This is a genomic window from Dryocola boscaweniae, from assembly GCF_025215095.1.
GTDB classification, from domain to species: domain Bacteria; phylum Pseudomonadota; class Gammaproteobacteria; order Enterobacterales; family Enterobacteriaceae; genus Dryocola; species Dryocola boscaweniae.
The window spans coordinates 32,748-49,916 of the sequence record NZ_JALHAP010000073.1; the positions used below are offsets into that span (position 1 = coordinate 32,748).

The window sequence follows — 17,169 nt, forward strand, 5'->3', positions numbered from 1 at the left end:
TTCATCCAGCGTAGCGGGATGCTTTTGTCTAAAAAATGGAATGCATAAAAATGATGATAATTACTGCGAAAGTCACGCTTATTTCATCCGCTCTTTTTCTTTCGTTGTCGGTTAATGCGGCTCAGAAAGTCTGGAATGGAACCGCGTTGGGTTTTGAAGCACCCCAGCCGGGTTTATTAGGCGACATGCTGGGGATTCGCCCACTTTTGAATGAACAGGGATTTAACTGGAATCTGGGCTGGCTGAGCCAGCTTGCCTGGAATGCCGGCGGCGGATATGACCATGATTCACATATGGCTTATATCGATCAGGTGGCGTTGACCTTTAATCAGGATCTGGAGCGCTGGACCGGGATCCCCGACGCTCGCATTGAAGGGAATATCGTTAACCGCAATCATAACGATAACCTGACCACTAAGCGCCTTCAGGATCGGCGGGTTAATTTTAATGATTTATCACAGGAAAGCTGGGGTGGGCAATCCATCACGCGTCTGGGCTGGCTGACTTTCGCCCGTAGTTTTGACGAACGGCGTCTGACCTGGCGAATTGGGATGATGAATAAAGTACAAACTTTTGACCAGATTATTCCCTGCGATTTCCAGTTGTTGTCGCAATGCGGCGGCAAATCAGCGAACTCCATGACCTGGAATAACTGGAATGTGCATACGTGGGGCACGACGTTTGAATACAAACTGACGCCGGAGCTGACGCTGAAAACCGGCGTTATGGAGCAAAATCCTCAGGCTTCCAGCCGTAGCCATGCCTGGAGCTGGTCAACCAAAGGGAGCAAAGGCATTCTGCTGCCGGTTGAACTGGAAGCGAGAACGTCGATGAACGGGCTACCCGGCGCGTATAATTTCGGCGTACTGTTCACCAATGCGCCTCAGACCGATCTGTATAGCGGAAAGTCGGGTGGCGCGGGAGCCGTGGACCCGGAAGGCTATCGTGAATATAACCGCACCTGGTTTATGTACGCGGGCTTTAATCAGCAAATCACCCGCCATAAAGAAGATGCGAATCGTGGTATGAGCGTTGCGACGAGTCTTAGCGTGGCGGATCAGCGCAGTAATTATATGCATTACACGGCGGCGGCGCAGATGCGCTACCGGGGTTTATTTGATGCGCGCCCGGAAGACTGGCTGGGCCTTGGCGTAACTTATATCGCTATGGGAAGCCATTATGCCCGCGGCCAGGCTTATCAGAACCAGCTTCAGGGTATTGATGATTATGGCAATGCGCGCTACAGCCCGGTCCCCGGGCATTCGGTCAACGCGGATCTGTATTATCGTTTTTGGCTGTCATCATGGGTAGAGCTTCAGCCAGACCTGCAATACTGGCACCGCCCCGGCGGGTTGAAAGAAACGCAGGATGCCTGGGTGGTGGGGCTGAAAACGGTTGTCACCTTTTGAATGTGCGGCCGGCTGATTTCTGCGACAGACGATCGACATCACGTTTTTCGACCCGCTTCGTTGAGAGACGAAGCAAAGTTGGTAAAGTAGCCGGATTGGATTGTTACTGCCTATGGCAGGCAAAACCTGATTTTCTGGCCCTGGCCAGAGGTCAGGTTTTTTTGTTTCTGGGGTAGCCATGAAAATCGCCAAAATATTAAACAACAACGTAGTGGTGATTCTGGACGATCAGCAGCACGAACAGGTGGTAATGGGACGTGGACTGGGATTCCAGAAACACGTCGGAGATACGCTGGACAGGGATAAAATCGAAAAAGTTTTTGCCCTGCAAAGCGATGAGCTGGTGGCGCGCTTAAGCGAGTTGCTTAACCAAATTCCGCTGGAGGTCATGACCACCTGCGATCGCATTATCGAACTCTCGCGCCAGCGTTTGGGCAAGCTACAGGAGAGCCTGTACGTTTCTCTGACGGATCACTGCCACTTTGCCATTGAAAGGCAAAAGAAAGGGGTGGCTATCCGCAACGTGCTGCTGTGGGAAATAAAGCGTCTTTACCCGAAAGAGTTTTTGCTGGGGCAGGAGGCGCTGGTCATTATCGAAAAACGTCTTGGCGTACGGCTGGAAGAAGATGAAGCTGGTTTTATCGCGCTGCATCTTGTCACCGCACAGCTTGACGGCGAAATGCCCGAAGTGATGCATGTGACGCGCGTAATGCAGGAAATTCTTCATATCGTTAAGTATCAGCTTACGCTTGAGTATGACGAAGAGAGCCTGAGCTATCAGCGGTTTGTTACTCATTTGAAGTTTTTCGCCCAGCGGATGCTAAGCCGTAACGTAGTGGCAGATGATGATGCGACGCTGCACGCCGCGGCGAAAGATAATTATCCGCACGCCTGGCGCTGTGCTGAAAAGATTAATCGGCATTTAGTCGCTGAATATCAGCGCGAGTTGACCACAGAAGAAATTATGTTCCTCGCCATTCACATTGAGCGAGTGCGCAAAGAAAGCCGTAAGGCTTAATAAAAACGGATTGTTACTGCTTCGGCAGGCAAAACCTGAGCGCTGGTTTCCCCATAGGGAGGCTGGTCTCAGGTTTTTTGCATTTTACTCAGCCGCACATCGCCTGGGGGCGATAAGTGAAAGGAATGAATTATGGAGTATCAAGAACTTGCGAAGGTTATTCTGGCCCACGTTGGCGGACGCGAGAATATAGCGAGTCTGGTGCATTGCGCCACCCGACTGCGTTTCAAACTAAAGGATCGGACGCTTGCGGATGCCGCGGAGCTTAAAAAACACCCCGGCGTGATTATGGTGGTAGAAAGCGGCGGACAGTTCCAGGTTGTGATAGGCAACCATGTCAATGATGTTTACAACGCGGTATGCGCCGAGGCGGGAATCGTTGAGGTTGGCTCAACGCCGCAAGAGACAGGTGAAAAAGTTAATTTGCTAAGCCGGCTGATAGATATCGTATCGGCGATTTTCACCCCGTTCCTGGGCGTGATGGCTGCATCCGGTATCCTCAAAGGTATGCTTGCGCTGGCGACTGTCTGCGGTTGGCTGACGCCGGAGAGTGGAACCTACAAACTGTGGTTTGTCGCAAGCGACGGGCTGTTTTACTTTTTCCCGCTGGTTCTGGGCTATACGGCAGGCAAAAAGTTCGGCGGCAGCCCGTTTGTCACTATGGCGATTGGCGGCGCGCTGACGCATCCGGTTGCGCTGCAGGCTTTTGAAGCGGGCAGCCAGGCGGGTGCTGTGACCGAGCATTTCTTTGGCATACCTGTTACCTACATCAATTACAGCGCTTCGGTTATTCCGATAATTTTTGCCGCATGGGTAAGCTGCTGGCTTGAAAAGCGCTTCACTAAACTCCTGCCGTCCGCCGTGCGTAATTTCTTTACGCCGCTGTTTTGCCTGGCCATCACCGTTCCGCTGACGTTTCTGCTGATTGGCCCGGCGGCGACCTGGCTTAGCCAGATGCTGGCGCACGGCTATCAGGCGATTTATGCCTTCGCTCCCTGGCTTGCTGGTGGGTTTATGGGGGCGGTCTGGCAGGTGTGCGTCATCTTCGGCCTGCACTGGGGAATGGTGCCGTTGATGATCAATAATCTTTCTGTTTTTGGGCAGGATACCCTGCTGCCGCTGCTGCTTCCGGCCGTTATGGGGCAGGTGGGGGCATGCCTTGGCGTATTCCTGCGTACTCGCGATACGCGTCTGAAAATGCTGGCGGGATCGGCGGCAACGGCGGGAATTTTTGGTATCACTGAACCTGCGGTGTATGGCGTAACGCTGCCAAATCGCCGTCCGTTTATTTTCGGTTGCGTATCCGGGGCTATCGGCGGGGCGATTGTGGGGTTCAGCCACAGTAACGTTTATTCATTTGGCTTTGCCAGTATCTTCACCCTTGCGCAGACGATCCCGCCGGGAGGGATAGATGCAAGCGTATGGGGGGCGATAATCGGCACGGCCCTTGCGCTGGTGCTGGCCTGTGTGATGACGTGGTTTGCTGGTTTGCCGCGCGGCGAAACAAATGAAGCTATTTCTGCAAGTGCTGAACAGGCAAATGAGAACGACATTCTGGCTCCAATGAGCGGAACCGTTCTGGCCATGGACCAGGTTCCGGACTCAACTTTCGCCAGCGGCCTGTTAGGGCAGGGAGCCGCGATCGTACCGCTCAGTAACCAGCTTATCGCCCCGTTCCACGGGGAAGTCGCCTCGCTGTTTCAGACGCGCCACGCCATCGGCCTGCTGAGCGATAGCGGCATTGAATTATTGATTCATATAGGCATTGATACGGTAAAACTGGACGGCCAGCACTTCACCGCCCATGTTAAGCCGGGGGACAAAATTAAGCCTGGCGACCTGCTTATTGAGTTTGACCGCCGGGCAATTCTGGATGCGGGATACGACCTCGCCACGCCTGTAATAGTCAGCAATAGCGATGATTACGCAGCGGTTGAGCGCGTAACGGCTAACCACACCATTGATTCAGGCTCGCCGTTTCTTACGGTGCGCCGTTAAGCAAAGGAGAAGTATATGAAAGCATTTCCTGAGACGTTTCTGTGGGGCGGCGCGATTGCCGCAAATCAGGTAGAAGGCGCATGGCAAGAAGGCGGAAAGGGCATTTCCACCTCTGACGTTCAGCCACATGGCGTGTTTGGCGAAGTCGCCGAGCGTCAGCCGGGTGATTTCGGTATCAAAGACGTCGCCATCGATTTTTACCATCGCTATCCGGAAGATATCTCGCTGTTTGCCGAAATGGGGTTTAGCTGCCTGCGCGTTTCTATCGCCTGGACGCGAATCTTCCCGCAGGGCGATGAACAGGAGCCGAACGAAGCGGGGCTTGCCTATTACGACAGCCTGTTTGACGAGCTTGCGAAACATAACATCACGCCAATGGTGACGCTTTCCCACTACGAAATGCCGTGGGGGCTGGTTAAACACTACGGCGGCTGGGGCAACCGCGAGTTGATCGCTTTCTTTGAGCGTTATGCCCGGTCGGTGTTCACGCGCTTTAAAAACAAAGTGAAGCTGTGGCTGACATTCAATGAAATCAATATGTCTTTGCACGCGCCGCTCACCGGCGTAGGCCTGCCGGAAAACAGCAGCAAAGCAGAAATTTACCAGGCGATTCATCATCAGTTAGTGGCAAGCGCGCTGGCGGTGAAAGCCTGCCACGAGATAATCCCGGATGCCCGCATCGGTAATATGCTGCTGGGTGGCCTGATGTACCCGTTGACCTGCAAGCCGGACGATGTGCTTAAAACGCTCCAGGAAAACCGCAGTTGGCTGTTCTTTGGCGATGTGCAGTGTCGCGGTGAATATCCGGGCTATATGCTGCGTTATTTCCGCGACAACGGCATCGAAGTGGACATCACCGAAAGCGATCGCCAGGCGCTGAAAACCACCATCGATTTTATCTCGTTTAGCTACTACATGACCGGCTGCGTCACCGCCGATGAAGAGCTGAACGAGAAGGCGCGCGGCAATATTCTGAGCATGGTGCCGAACCCGCATCTGGCAAGCTCCGAATGGGGTTGGCAGATTGACCCGGTTGGCCTGCGCATTCTGCTTAACGAACTTTGGGATCGCTATCAGAAGCCGCTGTTTATCGTTGAAAACGGGCTTGGAGCAAAAGATAAGCTGGAGGCAGACGGCACGGTGCATGACGACTACCGCATCAGCTATCTGAACGACCATCTGGTGCAGGTGGGCGAGGCGATTGACGACGGCGTGCACGTGCTCGGCTATACCTGCTGGGGGCCAATCGATCTGGTGAGCGCGTCAAAAGCGGAGCTTTCCAAGCGCTATGGCTTTATCTATGTTGACCGGGACGACCAGGGCAACGGCACGCTGGCCCGAGCGCGTAAGAAGAGTTTCCACTGGTACAAAGAGGTGATTGCCACTAACGGTGGGAGCCTGAAGGCATAAGCCGGACAGGCCCGCGCCATCCGGCTTTATGGTGGATGGCGCTAAAGCTAACCCACCCTACGTTAATTTATTGCATGCAGGTCGGATAAGCCTCGTCATCCACCCTACGTTTTATTCATCGCTTGTAGGTCGGATAAGCGCAGCGCCATCCGACGCGGTCATTGAATCAGCCGCTTAATAAATCCACGTACCCACATCAGCGCCGCATCGCTGTTATGACGCTGATGCCACAACAAAGCTACCTCAAACGGGGCGACCTCAAGCGGCACCGGGCTGCTTTGTAAACCCCATGTTTTCTGCCAGTTATCGCTCAGCCCCTGTGGCACGGTAGCAATCGCAGGCATCTGCATCAGCAGGCCTGGCAGAGCGGCGAAATGCGGCGTGGTATAGCAAATTTCGCGCTTGTGCCCCAGTTTTGCCAGCAGCGTATCGATATGGCTGCTTGTGGCTTCGCGGTAGCTCACCAGCACATGCTGCTGTGCGGCGTAAGTTTCCGGAGTTAGCGGAGCTGCAGGCTGAAGCTGCGAAGGATGCCAGAGGGTAACAAACTCCATCGGCTTAAGAATTTCACGTTCCATCCAGCGTGCGGACTGATTTGCGACGCTAATCGCCATATCCAGCTCGCCGCCTTCCAGTCGCTGTGCATCGGTGAACGGGTCGCTTGCCACAACGTTCAGACGCACGCCCGGGGCCTGCTCGCGCAACGCGGGCACCAGCCGCGGCATCAGCCACATTTCTACCCAGTCGGTCATGCCGATGGTGATGGTGGTTTTGGCGCTGGCCGGATTAAATTCCGCCTGCTGGAAAAGCGCGCTCTGCAGTTGCTCCAGCAGCGGCATTAATTCGGTGTGTAATTCGGTAGCACGGGCGGTGGGCTGCATGCGATGGCCGCTGCGAATAAACAGCGGATCGTCGAACATTTCTCGCAGACGCGCCAGTGAACCGCTCACCGCAGGCTGGCCGAGATGCAGCTTATCCGCTGCCAGCGAAACGCTCTGCTCGCGAAATAGCACCGCAAAAGCGATCAGCAAGTTGAGGTCGATTTTGCGAAAATCATTCTCTTTGATAGTCATTATGTCTCCAATCAATTGGAGTGATAATAATGCCGCATGGGTACTGTCCGCAAGTTGAAACAACGCTCTGCGGACAAGATGAAAACAGCTCTGACAATTTTAGCGCTGCCGTGTCTGACGGCACATTTATTGCGTCAGCAACGGCGGGTAAACCATGATGCTATGGGGCGATATTATTCATGCAAAAGCCGTGCAGATGCCTGATCCGGGCGTGGCGATTCATTTTGACGTTGATCAGAAAAGGGCTGTGTTAACCAGAGAAAGGGGGCTCAGGCAATTTGCTGAGGAAGGGGCCTGGGCCGCGGCGGCGCATATTTCTTTCCCCGGCATCGGTTTAAAGTAGGGCGGGTAAGCGTTGCGCCACCCGCCACAACAGTCAGAATATCATTTTGAAAACGCCGGTTACGACCAGTAAGCCAATAATAAAGATGATCAAAATTGCCCATAAAAGAATTTTCATTGTGGCTCCTTAACTTCTGGCTAATGTTTTAACAGTATAGGCAAGGATGCGCGAAGCGGGGGGAGTCGCCTCCCTGTAAACGGAATTTTTGAGAATAAAAGGTCTGAAAATCAGCGGGGTTAGGCTTTACGAGCGGCCAGCAGGAAGATCGTCGGCGTTCTTTTTCTTCATCAAGCGCCAGGGTTTCCGCTGCGCCCCGAACGCGAGCGTAGCGGCAAAACCAGCCGTAACTGGCCCAGGTAGTGTAGTAGGGCCTTATTACTGAAGAAAGCATCAGGCCATACATCGGTTTCATTACCTGATTGCTGTTTTTAGAAACCAAAGCTGCTTAATTCAGGATGATCGTCCGGGCGGCGGCCCAGCGGCCAGAAGAAAGCTCGTTCCTCGGCCTTAATGGGACAGTCGTTGATGCAGGCGTGGCGGATTATCATTAAACCCTGCTCGTTGAATTCCCAGTTTTCGTTGCCAAAGCTGCGATACCAGTTGCCTGAGTCATCGTGCCATTCGTAGGCGAAACGTACCGCAATGCGGTTGCCGTCAAATGCCCACGGTTCCTTGATGAGGCGGTAATCCAGCTCGCGCAGCCATTTGCGTTGCAGAAAGCCGACGACGGCTTCACGGCCGTCAACAAATTCTGCGCGGTTGCGCCAGTGTGTATCCACGGAATATGCCTTTGACACGCGTTCGGGATCTCGGCTGTTCCAGGCATCTTCTGCAAGGCGGACTTTCTCGCGTGCGGTTTCACGGGTAAACGGCGGGACGGGGGTTTTAATCGTCATATCTGCTCTCCACAGGTAGGTAGACAACTCTGTCTACTTCGCTACCCTAAACCAAGTAGACAGAGTTGTCTACTTGCGGCATGATTGGCCTCCAGCCAGGAGGAAACATGCCAGCCGCTCAACCAAACGCCCACGATCGCATATTGCAGACTGCTCACGATCTGTTTTATCGCGACGGTATTCGCGCTACGGGTATCGATAAAATAATCAAAGAGGCAGGGGTGACAAAAGTGACCTTCTATCGCCACTTCCCGGCGAAGGACGCGCTGGTTCGTGCTTTTTTGAACTATCGTCATGAACGCTGGATCGGCTGGTTCCGCGCCTCTCTTGCCCATGAAATTACGCTACGTCATAGCTTTGCCGCAGCACTTTGCGCCACGCTGGACGAATGGTTCCGGAGCGAAGCATTTCGAGGCTGCGCGTTTATTAATACTGCGGTGGAGCTGGCGGATGCCTTGCCCGAAAGCCTCGCGCTTGCTCAAAGCCACAAACAGGAAATGACCCGGATTCTGGCGGAGTATTTGCCCAAAGATGAAACAGGACTCAGGCTGGCCGCGATAATAGCGATGGGGATTGACGGCGCTATCGTTAAGGCCCAGCGTGACGCTCGACCAGACGAAGCCATAAAAATATTAAATGATTACCTTAAGCTGCTCCCTGCTTAAGCTGATTATCGATGGGCTTATTTTTTGGCATAAGGGTAGCAGTTATCCGGCCCTGCAAGCCGGCGTCGGCTAATTATTTATCACCTCCTATACTTAGCTTTCAGGTTTTAATCTTGCCCGGGAGGTGATGATGAGTGCAGCTAACAAAGTGGTTATCGTGACGGCGTCGGATTCTGGTATCGGCAAAAAGTGCGCGTTGATGCTGGCTGAGCAGGGCTATGACGTGGGGATCACCTGGCATTCCGACGAGCAGGGCGCGGAAGAAACCGCGCGGCAGGTTCGGGGGCTGGGGCGACGCGCTGAAACTGTTCAGCTTGATTTAGGCAATTTACCCGACGGCGCGGCAGGCATTGATGAGCTGATAAGCCGCTTCGGGAGAATCGATGCGCTGGTGAACAACGCAGGCGCCATGAGCAAGAATCCCTTCCTGGACGTCACCCTGGACGAATGGCGCAAGCTGTTTACCGTTGACGTGGACGGCGCATTTTTGTGTTCGCAAAAAGCGGCTCGCGCCATGGTTAAGCAGGGGCAGGGAGGGCGAATTGTCAACATTACCTCCGTTCATGAACACACGCCGTTGCCCGAAGCCTGCGCCTATACCGCCGCAAAACACGCGCTGGGCGGGCTGACTAAATCGATGGCGATGGAGCTGGTTCAGCATAAAATTCTGGTAAACGCGGTCGCTCCAGGCGCTATCGCCACCCCGATGAACAACATGAAAGAGGGGGAAGGTAAAAGCGCTGAGCTGCCGGAAGTCCCGCTCGGCCGTTTTGGCGAGACTCAGGAGATAGCAAGCCTTGTCGCCTGGCTGTGTTCAGAGAGCGCGAGTTACACCACCGGGCAATCTTTTATCGTCGACGGGGGCTTTATGCTGGCTAATCCCCAGTTCAAACCGAAAAGCTAATCCTGCCGTTTGCTCTCGCGGCGTTTAAACCAGTAGCGGGCAAGCCAGACCAGGGCGACGACGACGACCAGCCAAATCCAGCGCTTAACATGCTGGTCGAGGTTATGTAGCCACGGGCCGATAACTTCGCCCCCGACATAGCCCAGCGAGGTGAACAGCGTCGCCCAAATCAATGCTCCCGCAACGTTGAGCGGAAGAAATATTTTCGGCGGCAGGCGACTGGCGCCGATTAATATCGGTCCGATGATGCGAAAGCCGTACATAAAGCGCGTGCCTGGTACAAACAGATAAGGATGGCGGTTGATTAGCCTCTGGGCTTTGGTGATTTTTTTCTGATGTTTTTTGAAGCGCGAAAGCAACGAGTGACCAAAGCGTCGTCCAACCAGATAAAGCAACTGGTCGCCAATCATGCCGCCCAGCGCCACTGAAAGCACTACCAGAGGAAATTTCAGCAATCCCTGATGTGCGGCTACCCCACCGAGTAGCGTAATCGTTTCTCCTTCCGCCATGCTGCCTAAAACCAGCGCTGCATAGCCGTAATGCTCAATTAAGCTATTGATATCCATCAGGCTCAGTTGTTCTCCTTATTGTTAACACCTTTAAAGCATACAACCCCACAGCTCGCTTGCAGCTAAACGGGGCAGATAAATTCCTGCGATTAAAAAACAATCTACCGGTGTGCATTATAATTAGGATGCTGCTTACACTTTGGATCTACATGACAGGAGGCCTTATGAACCATGTCTGGGGATTGCTATCCCATCCCAATCGTGAAATGCAGGAAATTAAGCGCGAGAACGAAACGATCTCGCATCACTATACGCACCACGTTTTGATTATGGCGGCCATCCCGGTCATTTGCGCTTTTATCGGCACCACGCAGATTGGCTGGAATTTTGGCGATGGCACCTTTGTGCAACTCTCGTTGTTGACCGGTTTGTCTCTTGGTGTGGTGTTCTATGCGCTGATGCTGGCCGGTGTGGCCGTAATGGGCCGCGTTATCTGGTGGATGGCAAGAAATTATCCTAAACGTCCGTCGCTTGCCCGCTGCATGGTGTTTGCCGGTTATGTGGCGACGCCTTTGTTTTTAAGCGGCGTGGTGGCGCTTTATCCGCTGGTTTGGCTTTGTGTCGCGGTGGGTGCTGCGGCGCTGGTCTATACGGGCTATCTGCTGTATGTCGGCATTCCTGACTTCCTGAACATCAATAAAGAAGAAGGGATGAGCTTCTCCAGCTCCACGCTCGCCATCGGCGTCCTGGTGCTGGAAGTGCTGCTGGCGATGGCGGTTATTTTGTGGGGTTACGGATATCGCCTGTTTTGATATCACGTTACGATTCTCCTGTAGCCGTTTCCCGAGGCGTCAGAGTATTATGCTGGCGCCTCACTTATGTTATTCATCATGTGAACGTAAGCGGTGGCAAACATCACATTCCAAAATAATTACAGAAGCGTCACCATGCCGACTAAAATCCGTCTATCGTTGTTCAGCCTTGCGCTGATGATAACCGTGCCTCTGGCACCGCAGGCTCTTGCGAGCAAAACCGTGACGCCCGCCAGCACCGGGCAGGAAATCGCTTCCGGCAGCGCCATGATTGTCGATCTGCAAACTAATCAGGTTTTGTACTCCAGCCATCCGGACCTGGTGCGCCCGATTGCCTCTATCACCAAGTTGATGACCGCAATGGTGGTGCTGGATGCGCATTTGCCGATGGATGAAATGCTGAGCGTGGACATCAGCCACACGCCGGAAATGAAAGGGGTTTATTCCCGCGTGCGTCTGAACAGTAAAATCAGCCGTAAAAATATGCTGCTGCTGGCGCTTATGTCTTCGGAAAACCGTGCGGCAGCAAGCCTCGCGCACCATTACCCGGGCGGCTACGATGCGTTTATTCGCGCGATGAATGCGAAGGCTAAATCCCTTGGCATGACCCACACCCGCTATGTGGAGCCGACCGGGCTGTCGATAGAAAATGTTTCCACCGCGCGCGATCTCACCAAAATGCTGATCGCTTCGAAACAATACCCGCTGCTCGGCCAGCTCAGCACCACGAAAGAGGATATGGCGACCTTCAGCAATCCGCCGTATACGCTGCCGTTCCGTAATACTAATCATCTGGTGTATCGCGATAACTGGAACATTCAACTGACGAAAACCGGCTTTACCAATAATGCCGGGCATTGCCTGGTGATGCGCACCGTGATTAACAATCGCCCCGTGTCGCTGGTGGTGCTGGATGCGTTTGGTAAATACACCCACTTCGCGGACGCTAACCGTCTGCGCAAATGGATGGAAACCGGCCAAATAACGCCCGTTCCGTCATCCGCCCTGAGCTACAAAAAGCAAAAAGCAGCGCAGATGGCGAACAATGCTGTGGCGGGCAGTGCGCAGGAAGACTAACGCTTAAACTTAATCAGGCAGCGTCCAGTCCCCGTCATTAAGAGGACGCTGCATAATTAACGTATCCCGCCAGTCACCGAGCTTGAATCCCACGCTGCGTAAATTCCCTACGATTTCAAAGCCTAGCCGTTTATGCAGGCGGCATGAGCCGGTATTTTTCTCGCCGTCGCCGATAACAGCAATCATTTGTCGCCAGGGGCCTTCTTCACAGCGTGTGATAAGCGCGCTCAGCAGTTCGCTGCCGATGCCGCGGCCTGTCATGCTGGCGTCGATATAAACCGAATCTTCAATGGTAAAACGGTAGGCGGGGCGAGGGCGATAAACAGTGGCGTAGCAGTAGCCCACGACAATGCCGCCATAGCGTCCAGTCAGCCAGGGCAGCCCCTGTTCGCGAACGCATTGTAAACGTTCTCTCATTTGCAGTTCGGTCGGCGGCTTTTCTTCAAAAGATCCGCGACCATGGAGGATGTGCCATGCATAAATGGCGGTGATAGCAGGAATATCGTCGAGCGTAGCTTCCCGAACATCCAGCCGCGCGAACGGTAAAGTTTCGACCACTGACATTTTCGAACCTCTGCGCTGGGGGCGGGTGGGAAAGGGATTTCCCACCCTTTGGTTCGCTAATTTAGTCCTAAAAATGAGCGAAAAACAGCCCTCATTCTGGCGGTTGACGGCCGGTTTTAGTAAGGGTCATGATGGTGTGTATGGCTGCAAGCGCTCTCATCCCACCACTTATGCTTGGTAGTCTTGCCAATCCCCGGGTTCATGCTGTTTGTAGGGTCATTCGCCTTATAAAATCGTTTTAACGTTTCTGGCGCTTCGTATAAATGACCCACGTTATGCTCTGCCGGATACTGCGCGCCACGTTGACGAAGCAATTCAAGCATTTGCTCTTTGAGCGCATGTGCGTCCACGCCTTTTTTCACAATGTAATCCTGATGGAAGACATGGCACATAAAGTGGCCGTAATACAGGCTGTGGCTAATCTGAGCGCTGATTTCCGGCGGGAGCTGTTCAAACCACTCGCGGTCGTTACGGCGCAGGGCGATATCGAGCGCAAGAATATCTTCCACTTCTTTATCGTGTACGGCGTGGTAGCGCACGGCGGCGCCTGCTGCGGCAAAACGATGCAGGAATGCTTTAGCGCCTTCGGCCGGGGTGCAGGCAAAAAACGCGCCTTCGGCCTGCTGGAAATAGCTTTCCAGCCAGGTGCGCGCTTCCTCAATGCCTTCACCGGACATTTTCAACAGCAGATGATGCTCGTACTTATCACGCCAGGATTTCATTCGCGGCGGCAAATGACTCGGGAAGAGGGCGCTAAAGCGTTGCAATGCGCGATCGGTAAAATGCGGTTTAATAAACGGCACTTTCTCCAGCGCCGCGTCCACGCGACCCTTAACGGTAAAAAAGAACGGCATTTTGTCGGTGCCGAGCTTGTCGATCATCATAAAAGTGTCTTTGCCATAGATCTCGGCGATGTCGTAAATGTCGCGGTGCATGTATTCCCCCGCGACCGGCAGGTTTTTGAAATTCGCCAGAATGTGACGGCGGATTTCGGTCAGCACTTCCGGTTTGTTCGTGCCGATGTAAAACACTTCGTTTTGTTTTTCAGCGACAAAGGTATCAAGGCGGACGGCAAACACCGCAAGCTTGCCTGCGCAGCCGGAAGCTTCAAACAGACGGTTTGGATCGGCATTAAAACGCGATGGCGTATCGGCATTTACATCGCGTACGCGCTCGGCATAGTCATGGTCCGAAGCCTGACGATTATCGTGCAGGATATCCTCCGGCTTGATTCGCTCGTCATCAAGCTTGCTGAGAATTTGCTCAGGCGTGGCGCCCAGTTCGATGCCCAGATGGTTAACCAGCGTCAGCTTGCCCTGTTCATCAATTCGGGCATAAAGCGCCATTTCGGTATAGGCCGGGCCGCGTTGCACCAGCGAACCGCCGGAGTTATTGCAGACGCCGCCAATCACCGAAGCGCCGATACACGAAGAGCCGATCACGGAATGAGGTTCGCGGCCCAGGGGCTTGAGTGCCTTTTCAAGCTGATAAAGCGTGCTGCCGGGAAAAGCCAGCACCTGCTTGCCGTTATCGAGAAGCTGTAATTTATCGAGGCGCAGAGTGCTGATAATAACGACATCGCGGTCGTAATCGTTGCCGTTCGGCGTGGAACCTTCGGTAAGACCGGTGTTAGCCGCCTGCATCAGAATAATTTTATCCGCGGCTACGCAGGCGCTCAGCACGCGCCACAGCTCAATAAGCGAGCCGGGAAACACCACCGCCAACGCTTCGCCCTGGCCGGAACGGAAACCTTTGCGGTAACGCGCGGTTTTTGCCGCTTCAGTCAGAACATGGTTGCTGCCAAGCAGACGGTTCAGTTCATTTATAAACGTTTGGTTGTCAGAATGTGCAGATACGGACATGGTCCCACTCCTTGTGATGGCACAAAAATTCTCGCTTTCAATGATAGCGGCAAAACGCTTACCAATACTCTGAAATGTTCGAAAAATCAGCATTTAACACTGAAGCCGCTCTTCTTACCCGCTTAACGATGTGGCACACTGCTCTCCTTATCATAATGTGCTGCTCCGCGCGGGCGGCTTGAGCAAGAGAGTAAATCCATGAAATGGCTCTGTTCTGTAGGTATCGCGGTTAGCCTCGCACTGCAACCGGCGCTGGCTGAAGAGATGTTTGGTCCTCATCCATTAACGCCGCAAGCGCGTGATGCGTTCGTCACCGATCTGCTGACAAAAATGACCAACGACGAAAAAATCGGTCAGCTACGTTTAATCAGCGTCGGGCCGGATAATCCAAAAGAAGCCATTCGTGAGATGATCAAAGACGGGCAGGTCGGGGCGATATTTAACACCGTTACCCGCCACGATATTCGCATCATGCAGGATCAGGTGATGAGCCTCAGCCGCCTGAAAATACCTCTGTTCTTCGCCTACGACGTGGTTCACGGACAGCGCACGGTGTTCCCAATCAGCCTTGGCCTTGCCTCTTCCTTTAATCTTGAAGCGGTAAAAACCGTCGGGCGTATTTCTGCTTATGAAGCCGCGGACGACGGCCTGAACATGACATGGGCGCCGATGGTGGATGTCTCCCGCGATCCGCGCTGGGGCCGCGTTTCCGAAGGCTTTGGCGAAGATACTTACCTGACGTCAATCATGGGCCGCACCATGGTGGAAGCGATGCAGGGCAAAAGCCCGGCGGATCGTTACTCGGTGATGACCAGCGTGAAACACTTCGCGGCCTATGGCGCAGTTGAAGGCGGCAAAGAATACAACACCGTGGACATGAGCCCGCAGCGCCTGTTCAACGATTACATGCCGCCTTATAAAGCCGCGCTGGACGCGGGCAGCGGCGGAGTAATGGTGGCGCTGAATTCCATCAACGGTACGCCGGCGTCCTCAAATAGCTGGCTGCTCAAAAACCTGCTGCGGGATGAATGGAAATTCAAAGGCATCACCATTTCTGACCATGGCGCTATCAAAGAGCTTATCAAGCACGGCGTGGCGAGCGATCCGAAAGACGCGGTGCGCATTGCGCTGAACTCCGGCATCAACATGAGTATGAGCGACGAGTTCTACAGCAAATATCTGCCGGAGCTGGTGAAAAGCGGCGCCGTGCCGCAGGCGGAGCTGGACGACGCCGCCCGCCATGTGCTGAACGTGAAATACGACATGGGGCTGTTTAACGATCCGTATAGCCACTTAGGGCCGAAAGAGTCTGACCCGGAAGATACCAACGCCGAAAGCCGCTTGCATCGTAAAGAAGCTCGCGAAGTCGCGCGTGAAAGCCTGGTGTTGTTGAAAAACCGCCTGCAAACGCTGCCGCTGAAAAAATCCGGCACAATCGCAGTTGTAGGCCCGCTGGCCGACAGCAAGCGTGACGTGATGGGCAGTTGGTCTGCGGCGGGGGTTGCGGATCAAACCGTTACCGTCCTGCAGGGCATTCAGAACGCCGTGGGCGATAAAGCGAAAATTGTTCACGTTAAAGGCGCGAACGTTACCGATCAGAAAGACATCGTCGATTTCCTCAACCATTACGAACCGGCAGTGCAGGTAGACCCGCGCACGCCAAAAGAGATGATCGATGAGGCGGTAAACGCGGCGAATAACTCAGACGTTGTGGTCGCGGTTGTCGGTGAAGCGCAGGGCATGGCTCATGAAGCGTCAAGCCGTACCGATCTGGTGCTGCCGCAAAGCCAGCGTGATTTAATCGCCGCGCTAAAAGCGACCGGCAAACCGCTGGTGCTTGTGCTGATGAACGGGCGTCCGCTGGCGCTGGTGAAGGAAGACAGGCAGGCTGATGCGCTGCTTGAGGCCTGGTATGCAGGAACCGAAGGCGGTAATGCCATTGCCGACGTGCTGTTTGGCGACTACAACCCGTCCGGCAAGCTGCCGATGTCCTTCCCGCGTTCCGTCGGCCAGATCCCTACGTATTACAGCCACCTGAATACCGGTCGTCCGTATAACCCGGAAAAACCAAACAAATATACTTCCCGCTACTTCGACGAAGCGAACGGCCCGCTCTATCCGTTTGGTTATGGCTTGAGCTACACCACGTTCACCGTTTCCGACGTGAAAATGTCCGCGCCATCCATGGCGCGCGACGGCAAAGTGGAAGCCTCGGTAGATGTGCAAAACACCGGCGATCGCGCGGGCGAAACCGTGGTGCAGATGTATCTGCAGGACGTTACGGCGTCAATGAGCCGCCCTGTTAAGGAGCTGAAAGGCTTTAAGAAAGTGATGCTCAAACCGGGTGAAACCCAGACCGTCAGCTTCCCGATTGATATCGAAGGGCTGAAATTCTGGAACGCCGAAATGAAGTACGACGCCGAGCCGGGCAAATTTAACGTCTTTATTGGCCTGGATTCCGCGCGCGTGAAGCGTGGCGAGTTTGAACTGAAATAACATTCTCAAGCTTAAGAGCCGGTTTTCCGGCTCTTTTCTTATTCTTCCCCTCTCGTTTTCCCAACGAATTAAAACTCAGCTAAACTTTTGTGACCCCCTGATTTTTAAGCAAAGAACAACAATGAGGAATCAC

15 protein-coding genes and 1 pseudogene are annotated in these 17,169 nt (G+C 53.8%); 10 read left to right on the plus strand and 6 right to left on the minus strand.

Annotated elements, in window-relative coordinates; genetic code table 11:
- The first annotated feature begins 50 nt into the window (after positions 1–50).
- The 4 genes from MUA00_RS05565 (at position 51) to MUA00_RS05580 (ending at position 5,835) form a co-directional block, all read left to right on the plus strand.
- Complete coding sequence (locus MUA00_RS05565) at positions 51–1,409, plus strand: carbohydrate porin (protein WP_271122161.1); 1,359 nt, start codon at positions 51–53, stop codon at positions 1,407–1,409.
- A 178-nt stretch (positions 1,410–1,587) separates the two neighbouring features.
- Positions 1,588–2,427 carry a transcriptional antiterminator BglG gene (gene bglG, locus MUA00_RS05570; RefSeq protein WP_271122160.1) on the plus strand — a complete coding sequence of 280 codons (840 nt, stop codon included), beginning with the start codon at positions 1,588–1,590 and terminating at the stop codon, positions 2,425–2,427.
- A gap of 132 nt (positions 2,428–2,559) precedes the next feature.
- The gene (gene bglF, locus MUA00_RS05575) at positions 2,560–4,425 is read left to right on the plus strand and encodes a PTS beta-glucoside transporter subunit IIABC (protein WP_271122159.1); all 1,866 of its coding nucleotides are present in this window, start codon (positions 2,560–2,562) and stop codon (positions 4,423–4,425) included.
- 15 nt (positions 4,426–4,440) lie between these two features.
- Entirely contained in the window at positions 4,441–5,835 is a 1,395-nt protein-coding gene (locus MUA00_RS05580; protein WP_271122158.1) for a glycoside hydrolase family 1 protein, read from the plus strand.
- Positions 5,836–5,993: 158 nt separating this feature from the next.
- Here the strand turns inward: MUA00_RS05580 and MUA00_RS05585 are convergent, their stop codons facing one another.
- Entirely contained in the window at positions 5,994–6,908 is a 915-nt protein-coding gene (locus MUA00_RS05585) for a LysR family transcriptional regulator (RefSeq protein WP_271122157.1), read from the minus strand.
- A 151-nt stretch (positions 6,909–7,059) separates the two neighbouring features.
- Between MUA00_RS05585 and MUA00_RS05590 the strand changes: the two are divergent.
- Positions 7,060–7,242: pseudogene (locus tag MUA00_RS05590) on the plus strand (MBL fold metallo-hydrolase); the annotation flags it as partial.
- A gap of 42 nt (positions 7,243–7,284) precedes the next feature.
- On the opposite strand, the gene yohP reads toward MUA00_RS05590, so the two are convergent.
- Together yohP and MUA00_RS05600 are read right to left on the minus strand one after the other, a co-directional pair.
- Positions 7,285–7,368, minus strand: a complete 84-nt coding sequence (gene yohP / locus MUA00_RS05595; protein ID WP_124023456.1) for a small membrane protein YohP — start codon at positions 7,366–7,368, stop codon at positions 7,285–7,287.
- Between the two features lie 311 nt (positions 7,369–7,679).
- On the minus strand, positions 7,680–8,147 hold the full coding sequence (locus MUA00_RS05600; protein ID WP_271122156.1) for a nuclear transport factor 2 family protein: 468 nt from the start codon (positions 8,145–8,147) through the stop codon (positions 7,680–7,682).
- Between the two features lie 107 nt (positions 8,148–8,254).
- On the opposite strand from MUA00_RS05600, the gene MUA00_RS05605 reads away from it, so the two are divergent.
- Together MUA00_RS05605 and MUA00_RS05610 are read left to right on the plus strand one after the other, a co-directional pair.
- On the plus strand, positions 8,255–8,812 hold the full coding sequence (locus MUA00_RS05605; RefSeq protein WP_271122155.1) for a TetR/AcrR family transcriptional regulator: 558 nt from the start codon (positions 8,255–8,257) through the stop codon (positions 8,810–8,812).
- Positions 8,813–8,942: 130 nt separating this feature from the next.
- Positions 8,943–9,716 carry an SDR family oxidoreductase gene (locus MUA00_RS05610; protein ID WP_271122154.1) on the plus strand — a complete coding sequence of 258 codons (774 nt, stop codon included), beginning with the start codon at positions 8,943–8,945 and terminating at the stop codon, positions 9,714–9,716.
- Here MUA00_RS05610 and MUA00_RS05615 read toward each other — a convergent pair.
- Positions 9,713–10,282, minus strand: coding sequence for a DedA family protein (locus MUA00_RS05615; RefSeq protein WP_271122153.1), 570 nt, complete (start codon positions 10,280–10,282; stop codon positions 9,713–9,715). The two genes, MUA00_RS05610 and MUA00_RS05615, sit on opposite strands and share 4 nt — an antisense overlap.
- A 167-nt stretch (positions 10,283–10,449) precedes the next feature.
- Here MUA00_RS05615 and MUA00_RS05620 point away from each other — a divergent pair, with 167 nt between their 5' ends.
- Together MUA00_RS05620 and pbpG are read left to right on the plus strand one after the other, a co-directional pair.
- Positions 10,450–11,037 (plus strand): Yip1 family protein, encoded by a 588-nt coding sequence (locus MUA00_RS05620; protein ID WP_271122152.1) that lies wholly within the window; start codon positions 10,450–10,452, stop codon positions 11,035–11,037.
- Positions 11,038–11,172: 135 nt separating this feature from the next.
- A complete protein-coding gene (gene pbpG, locus MUA00_RS05625) occupies positions 11,173–12,114 on the plus strand; it encodes a D-alanyl-D-alanine endopeptidase (RefSeq protein ID WP_271122151.1) in 942 nt (313 codons plus the stop codon).
- A gap of 9 nt (positions 12,115–12,123) precedes the next feature.
- Here pbpG and MUA00_RS05630 read toward each other — a convergent pair whose 3' ends face one another.
- Both MUA00_RS05630 and dld read right to left on the minus strand, forming a co-directional pair.
- Positions 12,124–12,678 (minus strand): GNAT family N-acetyltransferase, encoded by a 555-nt coding sequence (locus tag MUA00_RS05630; protein ID WP_271122150.1) that lies wholly within the window; start codon positions 12,676–12,678, stop codon positions 12,124–12,126.
- Between the two features lie 116 nt (positions 12,679–12,794).
- Entirely contained in the window at positions 12,795–14,540 is a 1,746-nt protein-coding gene (dld, locus tag MUA00_RS05635) for a D-lactate dehydrogenase (protein ID WP_271122149.1), read from the minus strand.
- Between the two features lie 198 nt (positions 14,541–14,738).
- Between dld and bglX the strand changes: the two genes are divergently transcribed.
- Complete coding sequence (gene bglX, locus MUA00_RS05640; protein ID WP_271122148.1) at positions 14,739–17,036, plus strand: beta-glucosidase BglX; 2,298 nt, start codon at positions 14,739–14,741, stop codon at positions 17,034–17,036.
- The last annotated feature ends 133 nt before the right edge of the window (positions 17,037–17,169 follow it).

Excerpts from the sequence above, each read along its gene's own strand:
- yohP (WP_124023456.1), bottom strand. The coding sequence starts at position 7,368 with ATGAAAATTCTTTTATGGGCAATTTTGATCATCTTTATTATTGGCTTA.
- MUA00_RS05615 (WP_271122153.1), bottom strand. The coding sequence starts at position 10,282 with ATGGATATCAATAGCTTAATTGAGCATTACGGCTATGCAGCGCTGGTT.
- MUA00_RS05580 (WP_271122158.1), top strand. The coding sequence starts at position 4,441 with ATGAAAGCATTTCCTGAGACGTTTCTGTGGGGCGGCGCGATTGCCGCA.
- MUA00_RS05585 (WP_271122157.1), bottom strand. The coding sequence starts at position 6,908 with ATGACTATCAAAGAGAATGATTTTCGCAAAATCGACCTCAACTTGCTG.
- bglX (WP_271122148.1), top strand. The coding sequence starts at position 14,739 with ATGAAATGGCTCTGTTCTGTAGGTATCGCGGTTAGCCTCGCACTGCAA.
- MUA00_RS05610 (WP_271122154.1), top strand. The coding sequence starts at position 8,943 with ATGAGTGCAGCTAACAAAGTGGTTATCGTGACGGCGTCGGATTCTGGT.
- MUA00_RS05630 (WP_271122150.1), bottom strand. The coding sequence starts at position 12,678 with ATGTCAGTGGTCGAAACTTTACCGTTCGCGCGGCTGGATGTTCGGGAA.
- MUA00_RS05605 (WP_271122155.1), top strand. The coding sequence starts at position 8,255 with ATGCCAGCCGCTCAACCAAACGCCCACGATCGCATATTGCAGACTGCT.
- MUA00_RS05620 (WP_271122152.1), top strand. The coding sequence starts at position 10,450 with ATGAACCATGTCTGGGGATTGCTATCCCATCCCAATCGTGAAATGCAG.
- MUA00_RS05565 (WP_271122161.1), top strand. The coding sequence starts at position 51 with ATGATGATAATTACTGCGAAAGTCACGCTTATTTCATCCGCTCTTTTT.
- MUA00_RS05600 (WP_271122156.1), bottom strand. The coding sequence starts at position 8,147 with ATGACGATTAAAACCCCCGTCCCGCCGTTTACCCGTGAAACCGCACGC.
- bglF (WP_271122159.1), top strand. The coding sequence starts at position 2,560 with ATGGAGTATCAAGAACTTGCGAAGGTTATTCTGGCCCACGTTGGCGGA.
- pbpG (WP_271122151.1), top strand. The coding sequence starts at position 11,173 with ATGCCGACTAAAATCCGTCTATCGTTGTTCAGCCTTGCGCTGATGATA.
- bglG (WP_271122160.1), top strand. The coding sequence starts at position 1,588 with ATGAAAATCGCCAAAATATTAAACAACAACGTAGTGGTGATTCTGGAC.
- dld (WP_271122149.1), bottom strand. The coding sequence starts at position 14,540 with ATGTCCGTATCTGCACATTCTGACAACCAAACGTTTATAAATGAACTG.